Origin of the sequence: Indolivaga alginatilytica (assembly GCF_003201355.1) — a bacterium.
Classification (GTDB): domain Bacteria; phylum Bacteroidota; class Bacteroidia; order Bacteroidales; family Dysgonomonadaceae; genus Dysgonomonas_A; species Dysgonomonas_A alginatilytica.
The window spans coordinates 1-20,979 of record NZ_QICL01000034.1 but is presented as its reverse complement, the minus strand read 5'-3'; the positions used below and the strand labels follow the sequence as shown (position 1 = coordinate 20,979).

Below are 20,979 nucleotides of genomic sequence, written 5' to 3'. Positions count from 1 at the left end.
TTCATTCAGGAATAGGTGTTTTACATGCTTCTTATTCTATATGCTATAGATTTACACATATCTATAAGTCCAAATCTCCACAAATGGATAATTTTTAGTTCATAAGAACTTTCACTCTTTAACTATGCCAAATTATAGAAACAGTAAAACTGTATAATAATCTGCTTATATCAAATAGTAATATACTAAAGTCAGGAAAGATAATAATAAAGAAATATGCGGTTCTATATTTGTCAAAATATATTTAAAATAAAATATGAGATAAGAGCTTAAAAAACAGAACATCCTTATAAAATTGATTTTACTAGAAAAATAACATTATCAACAACTTCCAGTACTAATTATTTTATTGATTCTAACGTATAACAGTTATGGATGGTTATAGCTTTGAAATACACACAAAACCATTTGAATTACTTAAAAGACCACAGATAAGAAAGAAAAGAGTATAACCAGCTCAATTAAATCATTGTGGCATAACAAACACCGTTCGTTTTTCCTTATTTATAATATTAATCCACGTTAACCTATGTTTCATGAAAAAACAAAATTTAAGTAAAAAAAGGTTGTCCCTAAAATGGGTTTTGGGCAACGTTGTATTCATACTCTTCGCTTTTCCGTTGAGCGGAAATGCTCTTGTGTCGGAAGATCAGTATGACACATCTGCAAGGAATACTGAATCAAGTCAACAGGTACCGATGATAACAGGCGTTGTAAAAGATTCTAAAGGAGAGACCATGCCCGGTGTAAGTGTCCTTATAAAAGGAACAACCAAAGGTACACTCACTGATGCAGACGGGAAATTTTCTCTCGAAGCTTCCGATAACAGTATTCTCGTATTCCGTTTTCTAGGTTCTATTACACAAGAAATTCCTGCAGGCAATAGAAAGTCGATGGAAGTCGTTTTATTGGATGACTCGCAGAATCTGGATGAAATTGTAGTAGTAGGTTACGGGACAATGAAAAAACGCGATTTGACAGGATCAGTCAAATCAATAGACAACCAAACAATTAAGGCAACAGGAGAACCTTCTACTTTGGGGGCAATGAGAGGTCAAATGGCAGGAGTAAATGTTACGCAAGGAGATGGCAAGCTCGGTACCGATTTTAAGATAATAATAAGAGGTGTAAACTCTATCCAGAAATCTTCCAATCCCCTTGTTATTGTGGATGGTGTTATCGGAGGAGACTTAAATGCTCTTAATCCCAGTGATATCGAAAAGATTGACGTCCTGAAAGATGTTTCGGCCGCCGCTATTTATGGATCTCGTGGAGCAAACGGGGTTATTATCGTCACAACCAAATCGGGAAAGGTAGGTCGTAATATAATAACTTATGACGGAACTGTTGGTTTCACAACTCCCACTAATTTGCCGAGAATGTTTAATGGAGAAGAATTTGTTGCATATGCCAAAGAAGCAATTGCCGGAGGGTCGTGGCATAATCCTTTGGTGGGTTTTGAAAAAGACAATGCCGAAAAAGGCAATTTTACCGATTGGCGTGATTACACGTTGCAAAACGGAATGCAAACCATGCATACACTGAGTGGTACAGGAGGTACTGAAAAAGAAAACCATGTATTCTCGATCGGATATGTAAATCAGACAGGAAGTGTAGAAGGAGAACGCCTTAGACGCTACAATGCCAAAGTAGGAGTAGAAGTTAAAGAAGGTAATGTAACTGTTGGCCTATCGGCTTACGGACGCTTTGCGGATATAGACAGAGGTTCGTCGGAAGCCGTAAGATCTGCTTTCAGATTACGACCAACAGCCTCACCTTATGATGAAAACGGTAATGAACAATTCTTTGTTCAGGCATACCGTCCTGAAAGATTTACGAACCCTTTGTTTGATGCCCGAAACGAAAACACAAATTATCGCCAATTAAATTTGTTTACCAATTTCTTTCTGGACTACAAAATACTGGATGGCTTAAACGCTCGTACAGCTTTTGCCCCCAATGTATATAGCGACCGGTTTGGTTATTCTGCCGACACTTATACAAAAACCGGTGCAGGAACTAAATTACCTAAAGCTAATTTGACTAATAATAATGGCTATTCTTTTACATGGGATAATACAGTTAATTACACCAAGCTGTTTAAAAAAGTACACAACATCAATGCAATGGTAGGTACAAGTATGTACAAATCGGGGCATGAAAGTGCTTTCATTGCTGTTAAAGACCTTCCATATAATTCGAAATGGCATAATATCGGTTCAGCAGGAGCAGTGGAAAGCCGTTCATCGTCCGAAAACAAACAATCGTTATTATCATTTATGGCTCGTGTCAACTACACGTACAACGATAAATATCTATTTACATTCACAGGACGTGCCGATGGCTCTTCAAAACTTGCCGAAGGCAATAAATGGGGATTTTTTCCATCCGCAGCCGTAGCATGGCGTATCTCGGAGGAAGGATTTTTGAAAGAGTATAGAAATATTGATGACCTGAAAATTAGAATCAGTTATGGAGAATCGGGCAATAATGTTGTGGACCCATACTCTACTATCCTGGGAGTTTCGAATACTCAGTATGATTTTGGCGGCACCAACGCAAATGGACAATACTTAAATCGTATTGCGAACGACAAGCTAGGTTGGGAAAGAAGTAAAGAGATCAATTTAGGAATCGATTACAGCTTTTTCTCTTCTCGTATAAGCGGTACTATTGATTTCTATAGTAAGGACAACATAGATCTTATATTGGCACAAAAGATACCTCAAACCAATGGTTTTACGGATGTTTCGGCTGTAAATATCGGACAAACCCGTAATACGGGACTCGAAATATCTTTAAACACAGTTAATATACAAACCAAAGACTTTACGTGGAGTACGGTCTTTAATTTCGCAACAAATAAGAATCAGGTTCTAGAAATATTCGGCAACCATAAAGATTATCCCGATCAAAATTTATTTATCGGAAAACCTGTGCAGGTTCATTACGATTATGACTGGAATGGAATCTGGCAATTAGGCGAAGAAAAAGAAGCCGCTAAGTACTCTCGTTTACCGGGTGCTGTAAAGGAAGTAGACCAGAATGGAGATGGTCTGATGACTCCCGAATATGATAAAATAATACGTGGTACTCCTTTTCCCGATTGGACAGGTAGTGTGGGTAGTACATTCATTTATAAAGATTTAGATTTAGCAATTTTCGCATACACACGTCAAGGCGAAATGAAACGCAGTAGTTTTCATGCAGAACTTTCAAACGAATATCTGGGCGAAATAAATCAATTAAAAGTGAATTATTGGACTCCCGAAAATCCATCCAATGAGTTTTACCGTCCCGGAACTAATGCAGGTAACAAAGAATTGCTATTGTACAGAGACTGTTCTTTTGTCCGTATATCGAATATTACCTTAGGATATAATGTACCTCTAAAATGGATAAAAAATGTCCATATGTCGAAATTGAGAGTGTATGCCAGTGCAATCAATCCTTTCCTATTTACAAATTACACAGGACTGGATCCCGAATTTGATAATACATCCACATATAATGGTAGCGTTTCGGTATCCACATATATGTTAGGTGTCAATGTTGCATTTTAAAGATAAAATATCATGAAAAAAATATATATTAAACAATTGACTTTATGTGTTGTAAGTTTTCTCCTGATGACTTCTTGCAGTGATTTCCTGACAGAAAAACCGGGAGGAACAATGGAGGCACGCAAATTTTTTGCAACAAAAGACGGATATGAATACATGGTTAAAGGTATGTACGAACCGGTACGATACGTTACCCGCAATAAATCGCCGTTTATATTAGGTACAGATGCTTATACGTCTCCCGGACGAGGAGTGGAATATAAGGAAGATAATAAATTCCTTACAGGATTTAATGAGTATTACAAAGCTGCGTTTAATTCTGAAAATGGAGACCTGTATTCTCTCTTTGCCGACTCCTACAATCTAATACAGAGAGCTAATTCGGTTATTGCATATGGCAAAAGGGCAGCCATCACAACAGAATTGCGTGACCAACGGGCAGCAGAGGCTAAATATCTGCGTGCATTGTGCTATTATTATCTGGTTGAACAATTTAGTGATGTACCCTTACTTACCGCCGAAATTACTTCGCCTGAACTCACAGCCGAGCGTACCCCCGAAAAAGATATTTATAGTTTCATTATAAAAGACCTGGAAGATAGTTACAATTCTCTGGCACCTAAAAACTCCCAAAGTGAATTTGGGCGTGTAACACGGGGAGCTTCCAAGATGCTACTGTCGAAACTGTATTTGACCCGTGCCTATAAATCATATGCCGAAAGCGGAGATGCAAAGAAAGCCTACGATTTATCGGTAGATGTGATTGAAAATGAAGGATATCGCTTATTACCCGATTTTGCTGATATATTTAAAGAAGGCAACGAGATTAATGATGAGATAATTTTCTCCGTACAGTACAGCACTGATCTGGTTACCAATTGGGGAGGAAATACCGACTATTCGGCGTTTCAACCTCACGTATTTCCTATACCCGGAATGGGAGCAAAAGCAGAATATTCTCAACGCTTTATGGGATCTTATGCACCCACACGTGCCGTATATCGCTTATTTGACCGAACATGGGACAGTCGTTTCGACAAGTCGTTTCAGCGGGAATATTATGCGAATGAGAAAAAAGATCAAAGTGCAGGTGTATTTGGAGCTGCTAATATTGGAGACCTGTTAGTTTACGTTACCTATCCGGACGAACCAATGTCGGCTGCCGAAAAAGCAACGAAAAATTATTTTGTTGTCAACTTCGACGAATATTATGATGTATCCTTAAAAGGAGGTAAAGAAAACGGCTCTTCCATGTGGTATGCATATCCGGGAATAAAAAAATTCTTTGACAGCAAAGCACTATATAACGATGGAGGCGAACGTGGAACAAGGGATCACTTTGAATTTCGTTTAGGTGAAGTATACCTGATTGCAGCGGAAGCATCGTTGAAAGCAGGTACAGGTGATGGATCGAAATATTTACGAGACCTCAGAAACCGGTCTGCAACAGGAGGTTCGGCCCCCGCTATCACGCTCACTATCGATAATATATTAGATGAACGTGCCCGTGAATTAATTGGTGAGGAAAGACGCTTCCTCGAATTGAAACGCACAGGTAAATTAAGAGAAAGAGTAATAACAAAAAAGATGAATGAACGGGCAGTAGTAGCACTGGAGGTATTTGGAGATAATGCCTTTAAAGACGAATATATAAATCGCCCGTTACCTTATAACTGGACACGTTATCTGCAAAATATTATTAATCAGAATCCCGGTTACGATTATTGATATATAATTACTTACTCCATCTCATATATGCTCTTGTGAGATGGAGTTTTTGATGTTTTGGATATTCGAGGTTAAAGTTTATGTCTTTATATCTTTTTTAGAAGGAAACACTAGTTAAGCCTTAAAAAAAGAGCAAATTGTACTACTAAAACAATAGAACGGAAATGAATGTATATAAAATAATTCCGGCATTGGTTGCTATTTTCTTTTTTCTGGCATGTGCGAAAAAAGAAGAATATCTGTTTAGGGATACATCGTTACCCATAGAGCAGCGTGTCGAAGATTTGGTAAGCAGGTTAACACTTGAAGAAAAAGTTTTACAAATGGCAAGTACCACACCTGCCATTGAAAGACTTGGCATACCTCCCTATGACTGGCAAAATGAGTGCTTACACGGGGTTGGTAAACTGGCGGAATATAAAGTAACCGTCTATCCTCAGCCCATAGGTATGGCGGCAACATGGGATGAAAATTCGATACTAAAAATGGCTGATTATACAGCAGAAGAAGGACGGGCTGTTTACAATGATACTTCCGCCAAGAAAAAGTTTGGAAGTTATTACGGACTCACATACTGGTCGCCCAATATAAATATTTTCCGTGATCCCAGATGGGGGCGGGGACATGAAACTTTTGGAGAAGATCCTTATCTGACAGGAACATTGGGCAAAGCTTTTGTTCGGGGATTGCAAGGCGATGACCCTGACTACTTAAAAGCTTCGGCATGTGCCAAGCATTATGCCGTACACAGTGGTCCCGAATCTTTACGCCATGAGTTTAATACGGAAGTAAGCACATACGATCTGTGGGATACTTATCTTACTTCATTTAAAGATCTTGTAGTAGATGCCAAAGTGACGGGAATTATGTGTGCATATAATGCCTATGCAGGAAGACCTTGCTGCGGAAATGATTTACTGATGATAGACATCTTACGCAACAAGTGGAAATTTACGGGTTATGTAACATCAGACTGTGGAGCAATAGACGATTTTTACACCTATCATAAAACACATCCCGATACTATTTCTGCTGCTGTAGACGCAGTAATGCACGGAACCGATCTGGATTGCATTCGTGATATTGCCTTCAAAACCCTCGTTGAAGCAGTAAAACAAGGTCGTATCGAAGAACGAAAAATTGACGAAGCTGTCAAAAGGCTTTTTACAATTCGTTTCAGATTAGGTTTTTTCGACCCTCAGGATAAAGTTAAATACTCAAACATCACCATTGATGCATTAGACCGTCAGGAACACAAAGATCATGCACTGAAAATGGCTCAACAATCTATTGTACTCTTAAAAAATGAAAACCAAACTTTACCTCTTCGTAAGAACTTGAGAAAGATAGCTGTTGTAGGACCCAATGCTACGACTGAAATCGGGCTTTTGGGGAATTATCATGGATATCCGAGTAAAATAGTAAATCTGCTGGAGGGTATTCGCCGGAAAGTAAGTCCACAAACAGAAGTGTATTATCAAAAGATGGTAGACTATATAGATATAGACTCCTTTGTCAGCGAGGATAGAAGGGATGAGTTTACCTATAATGGCAATACCGGTTATTATGCCGAATACTATAATAATCTCGATTTTAGTGGTACAGCTCTCTCCGAATTACAAAAAGACATAGACCTTTCTTATATGGGTGAAACCGAAATAGCCAAGGGGATAAAATCGACCTCTTTTTCCGTTCGGTATACAACCCTATTCAGACCAAAAGAAACCAAGGTACAAACTCTGAATATCGATACCGACAAGCGTATTAAACTGATTATAAATAATGAAGTAAAGATAGATGCACTTGAGGGTAAAACTAAACCCAATGGTCTTTACACTTCGACTTTCGAAAAAGGAAAAGAGTATAAAATTGTCATAGAAGCTGTGATGAAGGGACGTCATGGAAAACTCTTTTTTAATTTAGGGAGAATAGAGAACCCTTCCCTGAATAGTCTGGCTATGGGAGTAAAAGATGCTGATGTTATAATATTTGCAGGAGGCATCTCCCCGGAACTCGAAGGAGAACAGAATGGTGTCGATTGTGAAGGCTTTCAGGATGGAGACAGGACAACAATAAAACTACCCAAGATACAGACTATGTTATTGAAAGAACTTAAAAAGACAGGGAAACCAGTTGTTTTTGTTATGATGACGGGTAGTGCAATCGCTATTGATTGGGAGGATAAAAATTTGCCTGCCATACTCAATGCTTGGTATGGAGGACAATCGGCAGGTACAGCTATAGCCGATGTTCTATTCGGAGACTACAACCCTTCAGGGCGATTACCCGTAACATTTTACAAAGATGACAAAGATTTACCCCCATTCACCGATTACTCGATGAAGGATAGAACATACCGCTATTTTAAAGGCGAATCGCTTTACTCTTTTGGGCATGGCTTGAGTTATACAACCTTTGCCTATGATAATCTGCAAGTACCTGAAAAAGTAACCACCACCGGCACTATTTCCGTAAAAGTTAATGTGACGAATACAGGTCAGAGAGACGGAGAAGAAGTTATTCAGCTTTACATAAGCCACCTTTTAGAAGACAACCATAATCTCGTCCGATCCTTAAAAGGATTCAAAAGGATAGCTCTGAAAAAAGGTGAAAGTCAATCAGTAGAGTTTGTTCTGACACCTAAAGATATCTCCAGATGGAATGATTCAGGAGAACAAACCGTGTCTCCCGGAAATATTCAACTATCTATCGGAGGCTGTCAACCGGAAAAAAAGTTTGAAGGCACGAATAAGTTTTTAATAAAAACAATCAAGATAGAGGGCAATAAAAATAAATTAGTGTCTAATTAATATGAATAGTTCTCAAAAAATTCATTCTTACTGTTTAGTCTAGAGTTTATATTTAATAAAAGCATATATAGTCATTGGATAAATGCGATCTAAACACAAAGAAAACCAAGGTATTATAGATATACTCAGTGCTGAAACTTTGTGACCTCTGTGTTTAAATTAGTATGAACCGAAAATATAACAATCTATTGAATATAAACTCTATTATTAATTGTTTGCCGAACACTTAATAAAGTGTATATTAGTCAAGTTATGTAAAACATGAAAAGCAAATTAAAGATATCCTTTATGAATTTTGAAGAAAAGCCTAATCTTCAGATCGAAATTAACAAACATATACTATGATAGATTTACAACCCAAAATGATCGGAATACTGCTTACAGCAAGCCTATGTTTCTTTACAGGCTGTAAAAACAACAGTGAAAAAGCGGACACAAAATATCTGCAATACATAGATACCCGTGTGGGAACAGCAGCATCTATAACCAAGCAAGCCGGACGATTTGGAAAGGGTTCGGAAGAATATGCTCAAACGCTGCCTGCTGTTTTAGAGCCGAACGGCATGAATTTCTGGACCCCACAAACAAGGGAAACAGAGCAAAAGTGTATTGCTCCTTATTATTACAAAGACACGCTTTTGCAAGGATTCCGCAATTCGCACTGGATCGTAGGAGGGTGTACACAAGATTACGGATCGATGACTTTGATGCCTGTATCAAGAAAGCTTATCTGCTTGCCACGGGAAAGAGCATCACAATTTAGCCACGATTCGGAAATAGCCACTCCAGCCTACTATTCGGTTGATCTCGACCGATACAATATCAAGGCTGAAATGACCGGTACATCACGGTCTGCCATATTCCGATTTACTTATGCTGACGATAACGCCTATTTAGTTGTCAATCCCAATAGTGACAGAGGCGAAGGGTATATAGAAATAGACACTGTAAAAAAAGAGATCAGAGGATATAATCCTGTTCATCGCATCTATCAGGGATGGGGAGAGAAGGCAGGCTTTAACGGCTATTTTATTGTTCGTTTCGATGGTGCCATTTCTTCTTTCGGTATTTTCGAGGATCAGAATATATCTGAGAAACAAACTCAAATTTCAGATAAAAAAAATATTGGAGCATTTGTGAAATTCCGCTTACCTGCCAATAAGCAGATTTTGGTTAAAGCAGCGTCTTCATTTACAAGTATGGAAAATGCACGCTTAAACCTCGATACGGAAATTCCCGATTGGGATTTTGCATCAATACAAAGCCAATTAGAAAAAAAATGGGAGGAAACATTATCCGCCATTCAGGTAGAAACATCAAATATCACCGACAAGCGGAAGTTTTACAGTGCACTGTACAGAGCCTCTTTTCTACCACGCACGTTTAACGATGTGGACGGCTCATACCCAATTTTTTCGAAAGGCGAGCCCATTCTGAAAATAGAGAACGGAAATTATTACGACGATTTCAGCATGTGGGATACATACCGTGCTTTGCATCCACTTCTCAATATTATAGCACCTCAAAAGTCGGGAGAAATGATGCAGTCATTGGCATTAAAATATCAGCAAGGGGGTTGGATGCCTATTTTTCCTTGCTGGAACAGCTATACTGCGGCAATGATAGGCGATCATTGCGTAGCAACCTTATCGGATGCATATATAAAAGGAATCCGCAATTTCGATGTTCAATCGGCATACGAAGGAGCTATCAAGAACGCATTTCTTACCCCTGATAATATAGACGATTACAGAAATGGAATGGGAAGAAGGGCACTGCTTTCTTATCTCAAATATGGATATATACCTTTAGAAGACAGTGTACCAGATGCATTTCACAAAAAAGAACAAGTCTCACGTACACTCGAATATGCTTTTGATGACTTTGCCCTCTCACAATGGGCTGAAGCATTAGGTAATAAAGAAGAAGCTGCCGTTTTGAAACAAAGGTCAAAAAACTATCGGAACGTAATAGACTCTTCTAGCGGATATGCAAGAGGGCGTTATATGTCGGGCGAATTTATTAAAGATTTTAATCCGTTTGAATTTGCTTCTTTTATTACCGAAGGCACTCCGGCACATTATACATGGTATGTTCCACACGATGTACAGGGGCTTATTGATAAAATGAAAGGCAAAGACAGATATCTGGCAAAACTTGATTCGATGTTTACCGAAAAGCTTTATTGGCACGGAAACGAACCTTGTCATCAGATCCCTTTCATGTTTAATTATGGCGGACAGCCGTGGCGTACTCAGGAAGAAGTAAGGCATATCATGGATACCGAATATTTAGATGATCCGGGAGGATTATCGGGTAATGATGATGCGGGTCAAATGTCGGCATGGTATGTATTTGCCTCCTTAGGCTTTTATCCCGTTTGCCCGGGAACACCGTATTATATGATAGCCAGTCCTAGTTTCGAAAAAGCAACCATCCGTCTCGAAAATAGCAAGCAATTTACGATCGTAGCACATAACGCTTCATCGGCAAACATATACATCCAATCGGCAAAACTGAATGGCAAAGAATATACAAAGAATTATTTCTCACATTCGGATATTACCAATGGAGGAATATTAGAATTTGAAATGGGATCAACCCCCAATAAAGCGTGGGGAAATCAGATTAGCGACTGCCTTCTTTAAGACTTCTAAATAAATGAAAGTATTTAATGATATCCTTTCTGATTATAACAAACTATTGCTGTTGTGTTTGCCAAAGTAATAAAAAGGTCTGTGACCTTAAATTTAAAAACGATGAAAAAAAGAATAAGTATACTATTTGCAATCCTGGTATCGATAAGCGGAGTTTCGGCGAAAATTTATAATATTAGGGATTATGGAGCGAAAAATAATAAAACGATAGTCTCAACGAGTGCCATTCAGCAAACAATTGACGCTTGCGCCAAAGACGGAGGAGGAACTGTTGTTGTTCCTGCCGGCGAATACCTTTCGGCAACCTTGTTTTTGAGAAGCAATGTAAACTTCAATCTGGAAACAGGTGCAACTATTTATGCATCACAAAACAAAGCTGACTACGAAGGTAAGAGCATGAAGCACGGAGCAGCCGATGCCCAATCGGTAAATGTACTGATTGCAGCTTTCGATTGCGAAAATATAAAAATATCGGGTAAAGGGCGGTTACACGGTCAAGGTGTCAGAGAGCAATATACGAGAGAAGCGGAATTCGATCCGACCGAGCTTATCACAGGCAGGGAAATAGCCAATGCAGCCAAATACGGAGCAGATTACAGGACAAAATACAGACGTGTAGCCCCTAGTCCGGGATTGATAAATCTGACTAATTGCCATGATGTGACTGTCGAAGATATTCAACTGATTGAATCGGGCTTCTGGACGTTTCATGTGCAATGGTGCAGCAGGGTATTTATTCGGGGAATTTATATTACATCCAGTTCCGACAATGGTGTAAATTCTGATGGCCTGGATATAGACGGAAGCAGTCAGGTATTAGTATCGGATTGCATAATAGATACAGGCGATGATGCCTTGTGTTTAAAAACAAGCAAGAATGAAGGTAAGAGTATGTCTTGTGAAGATATTGTAATCACGAATTGTATACTCCGCTCATCATCTGCCGCTCTGAAAATAGGTACTGAATCGCATTCCGATTTTAGCCGTATCACCGTATCAAACTGTGTAATCAATGGAGCTAACAGAGGTTTAAATATGATAATACGCGATGGAGGAAATGTTTCCGATGTCCATTTTTCGAACATCATCATAAAGACCGAGCGAAAAAGATGTTTCTGGTGGGGAAATGGCGATCCTATCTGGTTGATTGTAGCCAACAGGACACCCCAATCGAAAACAGGAAGTATCAAAAATGTAAGTTTCGACAATATCTCAGCACGCAGCCAAAGTGGTGTCCGGCTCGAAGGATATAACAGTGCTATGGAAGATATACGATTCAACAATGTCAACCTCTACATGGAGCCCGAAAATGCCATTGACAAGCGGTCGAAACATGCTTTTCACTTTATGAATATAAAGAATCTGACCTTAAATGAATGTTCTGTAAAATGGGACGAGCAGAAACCTGAACCTACATGGCAGAAAGCCTTTAACTTCGAGAAGATCGAAAATCTGTATTTAGATAAGATTAAAGCAAATCCGGCTCCCGATCAGACCGAAGCAATGTCATTCGATCAGATCAGCGGCGAATTCGTACACAGAGGATATATCAGCAATAAATAATAGAAATACAATGACTAAATTTATTTATACCTTATTATTTACACTATCATTTACCATGGTTACTCACGGTGCATCAAAAACTTTTAATATCAAAGATTATGGTGCAGTAGGCAATGGTACATCCGATGATGCAAAAGCTATACAAAAGGCTATTAACGCCTGTCATGCTGCAAAAGGAGGGCAAGTGATTATACCCGCAGGGCACACCTTTATGGCAGGGCCTTTTGACCTGAAATCGAATATTGAATTTCAGGTCGAAACGGGAGCTGTATTACTCGCAAACCCCGATGAGAAAGTATATAAAAAAAGTGCGTTCAGAGAGAATCCCGGTGAAGGTACAATCTGGATCGGCGGTGAACATATTGAGAATCTGACTATTTGCGGAGGCGGCATTATAGATGGTAACGGTATATCTTTTATGGGTGAAGAACTTGACGACAGTTATATACTTAAACCTTTTAATGTGATCGATCCCCGCCCTCACATGATAACTATTGTAGGGGGCAAAAACCTAAGGATAAGAGACCTTACTATTCGCAATTCTGCTTATTGGACTGTTCACCTGATCGGTTGTAATGATGTTAGTATTTCAGACATAACGTTATTAAATAGCCTGAAAGTAAGAAACAGTGACGGCATCGATCTAGATCACAGCAAAAATGTGCGAATCAGCAATTGCTATATAGAATCGGGTGATGACTGCATATGTTTAAAAAACAGACGCGAATACGAAGAATTTGGCAGTTGCGAAAACATTACGGTTACAAACTGCACCATGACATCCCGATCGTGCGCCATCAAGATAGGCTCCGAGAACATGGATACCATACGCAATGTGGTTTTCAACAACTGTATAATTAATGCAAGTAATCGTGGAATCGGGATTCAGAACAGAGACGAGGGTATAGTGTCTCATGTTATCTTTTCGAATATGATTATACAGTCCGTTTTATTTTCGGATGTATGGTGGGGAAAAGCCGAGCCCATCTATATAACAGCCTACCGCCGTGCAAAAATAAACCACAAAGATGCTAACTGGAGATTTCCTAAAGGGGCAACTGAAGGTCGTGTAGGTGAGGTGAGGGACATAACATTCAGTAACATTAAATGTTCGGGTGAAAACGGGATTTATGTGAGTGCCGAATCTGCCGACAAGATATCGGATGTTTATTTCGACCAAGTCGATCTCTTTGTCAATAAAACAACATCACATAATGGAGGTATTTACGACCGTCGCCCATCAGAAGTGGAAGGTATGGTAAAAGGAAGTACCTCAGGATTTTATTTCGACAAGGCTACAAACATCACTATTCGAAATAGCTCTGTCAGATGGGGAGACAACAAACCCGATTATTTCTCTCATGCGTTGGAAAGCTATGAAGTTACGAACCTTAAAGTTTTCAATTTTGAAGGTGAAGCGGCTTTTAGGAATAAGGAGAAACAACGAATTGTAAAATAATCAAAATCATATTATCATGAAATTATCAAACATTCTATTTACAGCCGCTCTGTGGAGCCTGTTTATGAGCAATACATCGGCTCAGGAAAATAAGATGGTTATTAATGCGGATCAGGGAACGCAGACCATCAGTAAACATATATACGGACAATTCTCCGAACATCTGGGGCACTGTATTTATGGTGGTATATGGGTTGGTGAAAATTCATCGATCCCTAATACACGAGGTATCCGCAACGATGTTGTTGAAGCATTGAAACGGATCAACATTCCCAATTTGCGCTGGCCGGGAGGCTGTTTTGCTGATGAATACCACTGGATGGATGGCATAGGCCCTCGTGAAAACCGTCCTAAAATGGTAAACACACACTGGGGGAGTGTTGTTGAAGATAACAGCTTCGGTACTCATGAGTTTCTTGATTTATGCGAGCAATTGAATTGTGAACCCTATATCTGCGGAAACGTAGGTAGTGGAACAGTCGAAGAAATGTCAAAATGGGTAGAATACATCACTTTTGACGGTGAAAGTCCTATGGCTAAATTACGTCAACAAAATGGAAGGGAAAAACCGTGGAAAGTAAAATTCTGGGGAGTAGGAAACGAAAACTGGGGTTGTGGCGGAAATATGAAGGCTGATTATTATGCTGACCTGTACCTCAGATTTTCAACCTATTGCCGTAATTATGGGGAGAATAAGTTATTCAAAATAGCAGGAGGACCCAATGTTGACGATTATAATTGGACAGAGACTCTGATGCAAAAAGCAGGCAACAGAATGAACGGAGTATCGTTGCATTACTATGTGGTTCCTAATGATTGGAAAGACAAAGGGTCGGCAACCCAATTTGATGAAAACGAATATTACAGAACTATTGGTAAAGCCTATTTTATGCAGGAATTGGTAGAGAAACATTCGGCTGTTATGGATAAATACGATCCACAGAAAAAAATAGCCCTTATGCCTGACGAATGGGGGGCATGGTATAATGTAGAACCGGGAACCAATCCGGGATTTCTCTTTCAGCAAAATACAATGCGTGATGCGATCATAGCAGGTGTTACACTGAATATATTCAACCAGCATTGCGATCGCGTGAAAATGTCTAATATAGCACAGATGGTAAACGTTTTGCAGGCAATGATACTCACCGACAACGAGAAAATGGTATTGACTCCTACTTATTGGGTTTTTGATCTTTACAAAGTGCATCAGGAAGCAACGATGTTGCCTATGATACTAAGTTCCAATAAGTGTGAGAACAATGGCAAAGTAATGGATGCGGTAAACTCTTCGGCTTCAATAGATGCAGACGGAAAAATGCATATTACACTTGTAAATATTGATTTGAGTAATGAACAGATTGTTTCATGCGATATTAAAGGTCATAGAGTTAGTAAAGTCTCGGGGCAAATATTGACTTCGCCACAGGTAAATGATCATAATACGTTTGATAAACCTAATACAGTAAAACCGTCCGATTTCAAAGGGGTTAAGATGGATAAGCAAAACTTATCTGTGAAATTGCCTCCTAAATCGGTAGTAATGCTCGAATTGGAATAAGTTATAGCCGATCTGACCTTTCCGTCGGATCGGTTATCTTGATGTTTTTTGATTAACGACTATCCCGGCACATTATTATAAGGTTAAAAAAAGGTGAGCATAACTGCAACAGAGAGCTATGATTCTGAAATAAAATACGAGAACATTTTTTTCTGCTACTTATCTAACCTATTATTAACAAAAATCTGCAAATATGAAAAGGACAGCCCTGAATATAGCATTAGCATTAATTGTAAGTAGTTGCCCTGCGGTTGAAAGTATAGCTCAGGTGGGTTCTGACTTATTCCTGAATCCGCCAAAGGAGGTACAACCGTGGGTTTACTGGATGTGGGTGAATGGAAATATCAGTAAGGAAGGGGTTCAGAAAGATCTCGAAGCCATGCATCGTGCAGGTATAAATGGAGCAATTGCTCTTGATGTAGATCAGGATAGTCCCAATGGCCCTGTAGTATATAATGATAAGAACTGGCAGGAAATTTTCCATCACTCAGCCATTACTGCACAACGATTGGGTATGGAAATTGGAGGTAATAACGGTGCGGGGTACTGGGGAACCGGTGGCCCGTGGGTGAAGCCTGAGTTGGCTATGCAATGGGTTGTAAGCAGCGAAACATATATCCATGGAGGAAAACAGTGGAACGGGAAATTAAAGAGCCCCGGACTGGGAGATGACTATCGCGATATAGCTGTCATTGCTGTGGGGGTTATAGATACAGTTGCAGAGAAACGTTATATTATCCCTGATTTTCCATTAAAAAGCAGTCAGAATCCCGGTAATGCGGGACCCGTTCGCTACTCTTGTGCCCCTTTTACGTATAAAGAGTTACAGTGGCCCGGTTTTCCTCGCTATCTGATGTATAGAGGCACTCAAAGTGCTTCTTTAAAAGAAACAGCTCCTAAAGAGGCTATTATTCAACAAAACAAGGTCATTAACCTGACAGCGAAAATGCAAAAGGATGGAACTTTGAGTTGGGATGTACCCGCAGGCGAATGGACAATTATTCGTTTCGGTCATCAGTGGACAGGAAGCAGCATAGGTCCGGTAACATATAAAGTGATTGGTCCCGAAACAGATAAGTTAAGTAAAGAAGCCACTCGTTTCCATTTCGACGAAATGGTGAAAAAATTGAAGAGCTATGCAGTTAGTGAGGCTTTTACAACCGTTCATATTGATAGCTGGGAAGGTGGTGGTCAGAACTGGACTCCGGGGTTTGATCAAATATTTAAGGAACGTCGCGGATACGATATCCTGCCTTGGTTACCTGTATTAACAGGGCGTGTAATCAATTCCCTGCAGGAAACCGAACGTTTTATGTATGACTTACGCCAAACCATCAGTGAGCTTTTTGTGGAAAACTATGTGAAAGAATTTCAGCAATTAGCCCATAAAGAAGGATTAAAGTTGTCTTATGAAAGTTATACAACTCCGGCCAATGATATGGACGTGGTGCAATACGTAGATATACCGATGGCCGAATTCTGGATACCTGTAGGCTGGCACCCAAATTTTGATCCAACCATCAAATCGATGGCCTCTGCTGCACATTTGAACGGAACTACTATTGTAGCTGCCGAGGCTTTAACTTCTTCGGGTAGCGAGCGCTGGCAATGGCATCCTGCAACAATGAAACCTTTGGTAGATGAAGCTTTCAGTGGTGGAGTAAACCGTCTGGTATTTCATCGTTTTTCTTCACAATACTTTGATGTCGAAGGCCCGGGCATCCAAATGAATAGGTGGGGTTCTAAATACGAACGTACTAATACATGGTGGGAGTTTTCGACAGCATGGCATACCTATATTTCGCGTTGCCAATATATGTTACAAAAAGGTATATTTTATGCTGATGTATTGGCTCTTCAGTCGGAAGAACCCTGGCAGCGTTTTGCCGGATTAGCATTAGATGGATACGACTATGATGTTATAGGACAGGACGCATTTAAGAAGGTAGAAATGAATGACAATGGATTATATTTTCCTAATCGTCCCGCATATAAACTTCTTCTGTTACCCGATTCGGAAACAATGACGGTGGCAATGCTTACACACATCCGTAATCTGGTTTGCAATGGAGCCGTCGTGCTGGGTAACCGCCCGAAATCTGTACCGGGGCTTCTTAATTATAGAGAGGAAGAAAAAAAACTAGGGATTTTAGTGGGTGAACTATGGGGAACAGGCGATTATATAACAAAAGAAAATCGCTTGGGAAAAGGAACTGTTTATAGTGATATGACTGTTGAGGAAGCTTTGCTTCGTATGGGAATTCCCCGTGATTTCACTGCTGATTACTGGTTAAAATATATACACAGAACAATTGATAATGAAGAGTGCTATTTTTTAGCAAATACGAGTGATAAAGAATTTACGGCAACCTGTACCTTTCGTGTAGATGGAAAAAAAGCGGAATTATGGGATGCGGAAACAGGTGAAAAATATAGAATAGATATCAGTGCTAATGTAGGTGGTACAACCACCTTACGTATTCCGTTTAATGCCGCAAAAAGTTGGTTTGTTATTTTTCGACCTTCGGCAGATGCGAGTTTGCCTCTATTTAATCCAAAACAAGAGCAGCAGAATGAGACGGCCATAAATAATAATTGGGTATTGTATTTTCCAAAAGGATCGGGAACTCCTTTAAAAGTAGAATTACCTAGACTTGTTTCGTGGAGTGAGCACACTGATCCAGAAATTAAATACTTTAGTGGTACAGCCCGATATGAAAAAATCATTACCATTGATGATAAAATGCTCAGGGATCGGCTTCCGGTAATATTGGACTTGGGCAAGGTCGAAATAATGGCCCGTGTAAAATTGAATGGAAAAGATCTGGGTATTGCTTGGCGTGCGCCCTATAGTTTTGATATTACTGAAGCTGCTAAAGCAGGTGAAAACAGACTGGAAATAGAAGTCGTGAATTTGTGGCCTAACCGTCTTATTGGTGATGAGCAGTTGGCAGATGATGTCGGGTATAATAAGGAAGGGACTATGAAAGAATGGCCTGAATGGCTGTTGAAAGGAAAAAAGCGTCCTTCGAAGCGTAAAGTTTTTTCAGCTCGTAAACAGTGGAATGCTGATGATAAGTTAATTTCTTCGGGGCTATTAGGTCCTGTGATGATATTTAATAGAAGTGAATAATATAGTATTATGTCTTGGATAGATGATTTATAATTGATTGATTCGATATTCATTATTCACAAACTTATATTCATACATACAATGATTTTAAAATAACAAACCGCAGTAAAACAATGTCTTACTGCGGTTTTCTTATGTTGATTATCGTTTGTAATCGTCCTTACTTCACTTCTTCAAAATCAACGTCAGTTACATCACCATCGTTATTTGGTTGCTGTGAACCTCCTTGATTTGGATTTGCTTGTTGATTTGGATCTGCTGCTCCACCGGTAGCATTGTACATCTCCTGGCTTAATGCTTGGAACAAAGTATTCAATTCTTCCATTGCTGCATCAAGTGCAGGAATGTCCTGAGCTTTGTGAGCGTCTTTTACTTTATTCAAAGCAGATTCGATCGGAGCTTTCTTATCAGCAGGAATCTTATCGCCCAGTTCAGATAATTGTTTTTCTGTTTGGAAGATTAAAGAATCCGCTTGATTAAGCTTATCAATTCTTTCTTTTTCCTTTTGATCCGATTCTGCATTAGCAGCAGCTTCGTCTTTCATTCTTTGGATCTCGGCATCGCTCAATCCCGAAGAAGCTTCGATACGGATAGATTGCTCTTTTCCGGTTGCTTTATCCTTTGCAGATACTTTCAAAATACCATTGGCATCAATATCAAAAGTTACTTCGATTTGAGGTACACCACGTTGTGCAGGTGGCAGACCATCCAAATTGAATACACCGATTTGTTTATTGTCTCTCGCCATTGGGCGTTCACCTTGCAATACATTGATTTGTACCGATGGTTGATTGTCGCTCGCTGTTGAGAATGTTTCACTCTTACGGGTCGGTATTGTTGTGTTAGACTCGATCAGTTTAGTCATTACACCACCCATAGTTTCGATACCTAAAGAAAGTGGAGTAACATCAAGCAACAACACATCTTTAATATCTCCGGTTAATACAGCACCTTGAATAGCTGCACCTACTGCTACCACCTCATCAGGATTTACACCCTTGGAAGGAGTCTTTCCAAAGAATTTCTCAACCTCAGCCTGAATAGCAGGAATACGAGTCGATCCACCTACAAGAATAACTTCATCAATATCTCCGGCAGTAAGACCTGCGTCTCTCAGCGAGTTACGGCAAGGCTCGATACAAGCACGTATCAATGCATCTGCCAGTTGCTCGAATTTAGCACGTGTTAATGTTTTAACCAAGTGTTTTGGCATTCCGTTAACAGGCATAATATAGGGTAAATTGATCTCTGTAGAAGTGGCACTTGAAAGCTCGATTTTAGCTTTCTCAGCAGCTTCTTTCAAACGTTGAAGAGCCATAGGGTCTTTACGTAAATCCAGACCTTCTTCTCTTAAGAATTCCTCTGCTAACCAGTCGATGATTACTTGGTCAAAGTCATCTCCACCCAGGTGAGTATCACCATTTGTAGATTTTACTTCGAAAACACCGTCACCCAATTCAAGGATTGAAATATCGAATGTACCACCACCAAGGTCGAACACTGCAATCTTCATATCCAGATGTTTTTTGTCCAAACCATAAGCAAGCGCTGCTGCTGTAGGTTCATTCACAATACGCTCTACTTTCAGACCTGCGATTTCTCCTGCTTCTTTAGTAGCTTGACGTTGTGAGTCGTTGAAATAAGCAGGCACTGTAATAACAGCTCCCGTTACTTCCTGTCCTAAATAATCTTCAGCCGTTTTCTTCATTTTTTGAAGTATCATAGCCGATATTTCTTGTGGAGTGTAAAGACGACCGTCAATATCCACACGTGGAGTATTGTTATCACCTTTTACTACTTTATAGGGTACACGTCCGATTTCGTTTGCAACCTGATCCCAGGTTTCACCCATAAATCTTTTAATTGACGAAACTGTTTTTTCAGGGTTTGTGATAGCCTGACGCTTTGCAGGATCACCCACTTTGCGTTCGCCACCTTCAATAAAAGCAACAATAGAAGGTGTAGTTCTTTTTCCTTCGTTGTTTGCAATAACGATTGGCTCGTTACCTTCTAATACGGCAACACAAGAGTTTGTGGTACCTAAGTCGATTCCTATTATTTTTCCCATTTCTTGATTATATATTTTATTTGTTATTTTTTAGTCTGATTTGTCGTTTTTGCTGCGACACTAGAGAATAAACAAATCTTGTGCCAAAAAACACAAAAAAATAAAATATGACAAAGTGACAGAATGATTTTAGATCGCCTTATATCCTTTAAGAGCATAGAAATATCTGAAAATAGAATAGGGCATACTCATGAATTCTTAATAAGGTGACATTCGTTACAAAAACTCTCAAAAGTAATCGATAAAGTGACAAAGGTGACTGCTGAATGTTACTTTTTCGTTTTTGTTAATATATTGTATATCAGTTTTTCCTGTTTAGAAAGGTAACAAAAGTAACAAAAGTGCTCAGTACATGACAAAAATTTACACGGGTCTATATTCTGCTTGTAATAAGCCTTGTAAAGGTATTCAAAAATATAATCGAGTCCATATTTGAA

Annotated in this window: 9 protein-coding genes; 8 read left to right on the top strand and 1 reads right to left on the bottom strand. The window is 39.4% G+C overall.

The annotated features are described in order from the left end of the window. Positions 1–536: 536 nt before the first annotated feature. The 8 genes from CLV62_RS18495 (at position 537) to CLV62_RS18460 (ending at position 18,474) form a co-directional block, all read left to right on the top strand. A complete protein-coding gene (locus tag CLV62_RS18495; protein WP_245904125.1) occupies positions 537–3,563 on the top strand; it encodes a SusC/RagA family TonB-linked outer membrane protein in 3,027 nt (1,008 codons plus the stop codon). A gap of 12 nt (positions 3,564–3,575) precedes the next feature. Beyond that, complete coding sequence (locus tag CLV62_RS18490) at positions 3,576–5,291, top strand: RagB/SusD family nutrient uptake outer membrane protein (protein ID WP_110312264.1); 1,716 nt, start codon at positions 3,576–3,578, stop codon at positions 5,289–5,291. Positions 5,292–5,455: 164 nt separating this feature from the next. Beyond that, entirely contained in the window at positions 5,456–8,101 is a 2,646-nt protein-coding gene (locus CLV62_RS18485; RefSeq protein ID WP_110312263.1) for a glycoside hydrolase family 3 C-terminal domain-containing protein, read from the top strand. A gap of 341 nt (positions 8,102–8,442) precedes the next feature. After that, positions 8,443–10,749 carry a GH92 family glycosyl hydrolase gene (locus CLV62_RS18480; protein WP_245904124.1) on the top strand — a complete coding sequence of 769 codons (2,307 nt, stop codon included), beginning with the start codon at positions 8,443–8,445 and terminating at the stop codon, positions 10,747–10,749. Positions 10,750–10,860: 111 nt separating this feature from the next. Further along, the gene (locus CLV62_RS18475; RefSeq protein ID WP_110312262.1) at positions 10,861–12,321 is read left to right on the top strand and encodes a glycoside hydrolase family 28 protein; all 1,461 of its coding nucleotides are present in this window, start codon (positions 10,861–10,863) and stop codon (positions 12,319–12,321) included. A 55-nt stretch (positions 12,322–12,376) separates the two neighbouring features. Further along, positions 12,377–13,780: a glycoside hydrolase family 28 protein gene (locus CLV62_RS18470; RefSeq protein ID WP_245904128.1), complete on the top strand. Its 1,404-nt coding sequence runs from the start codon at positions 12,377–12,379 to the stop codon at positions 13,778–13,780. 64 nt (positions 13,781–13,844) lie between these two features. Further along, entirely contained in the window at positions 13,845–15,341 is a 1,497-nt protein-coding gene (locus tag CLV62_RS18465) for an alpha-N-arabinofuranosidase (RefSeq protein ID WP_245904127.1), read from the top strand. A 193-nt stretch (positions 15,342–15,534) separates the two neighbouring features. After that, the gene (locus CLV62_RS18460; RefSeq protein WP_110312259.1) at positions 15,535–18,474 is read left to right on the top strand and encodes a glycosyl hydrolase; all 2,940 of its coding nucleotides are present in this window, start codon (positions 15,535–15,537) and stop codon (positions 18,472–18,474) included. Positions 18,475–18,634: 160 nt separating this feature from the next. Here CLV62_RS18460 and dnaK read toward each other — a convergent pair whose 3' ends face one another. Continuing rightward, positions 18,635–20,542: a molecular chaperone DnaK gene (gene dnaK / locus CLV62_RS18455; protein ID WP_110312258.1), complete on the bottom strand. Its 1,908-nt coding sequence runs from the start codon at positions 20,540–20,542 to the stop codon at positions 18,635–18,637. Positions 20,543–20,979: the final 437 nt, after the last annotated feature.

What these genes read in the sequence shown, in the direction of transcription:
- CLV62_RS18465 (WP_245904127.1), top strand. Translation starts at nt 13,845, where the DNA reads ATGAGCAATACATCGGCTCAGGAAAATAAGATGGTTATTAATGCGGAT.
- CLV62_RS18490 (WP_110312264.1), top strand. Translation starts at nt 3,576, where the DNA reads ATGAAAAAAATATATATTAAACAATTGACTTTATGTGTTGTAAGTTTT.
- dnaK (WP_110312258.1), bottom strand. Translation starts at nt 20,542, where the DNA reads ATGGGAAAAATAATAGGAATCGACTTAGGTACCACAAACTCTTGTGTT.
- CLV62_RS18460 (WP_110312259.1), top strand. Translation starts at nt 15,535, where the DNA reads ATGAAAAGGACAGCCCTGAATATAGCATTAGCATTAATTGTAAGTAGT.
- CLV62_RS18485 (WP_110312263.1), top strand. Translation starts at nt 5,456, where the DNA reads ATGAATGTATATAAAATAATTCCGGCATTGGTTGCTATTTTCTTTTTT.
- CLV62_RS18495 (WP_245904125.1), top strand. Translation starts at nt 537, where the DNA reads ATGAAAAAACAAAATTTAAGTAAAAAAAGGTTGTCCCTAAAATGGGTT.
- CLV62_RS18480 (WP_245904124.1), top strand. Translation starts at nt 8,443, where the DNA reads ATGATAGATTTACAACCCAAAATGATCGGAATACTGCTTACAGCAAGC.
- CLV62_RS18470 (WP_245904128.1), top strand. Translation starts at nt 12,377, where the DNA reads ATGGTTACTCACGGTGCATCAAAAACTTTTAATATCAAAGATTATGGT.
- CLV62_RS18475 (WP_110312262.1), top strand. Translation starts at nt 10,861, where the DNA reads ATGAAAAAAAGAATAAGTATACTATTTGCAATCCTGGTATCGATAAGC.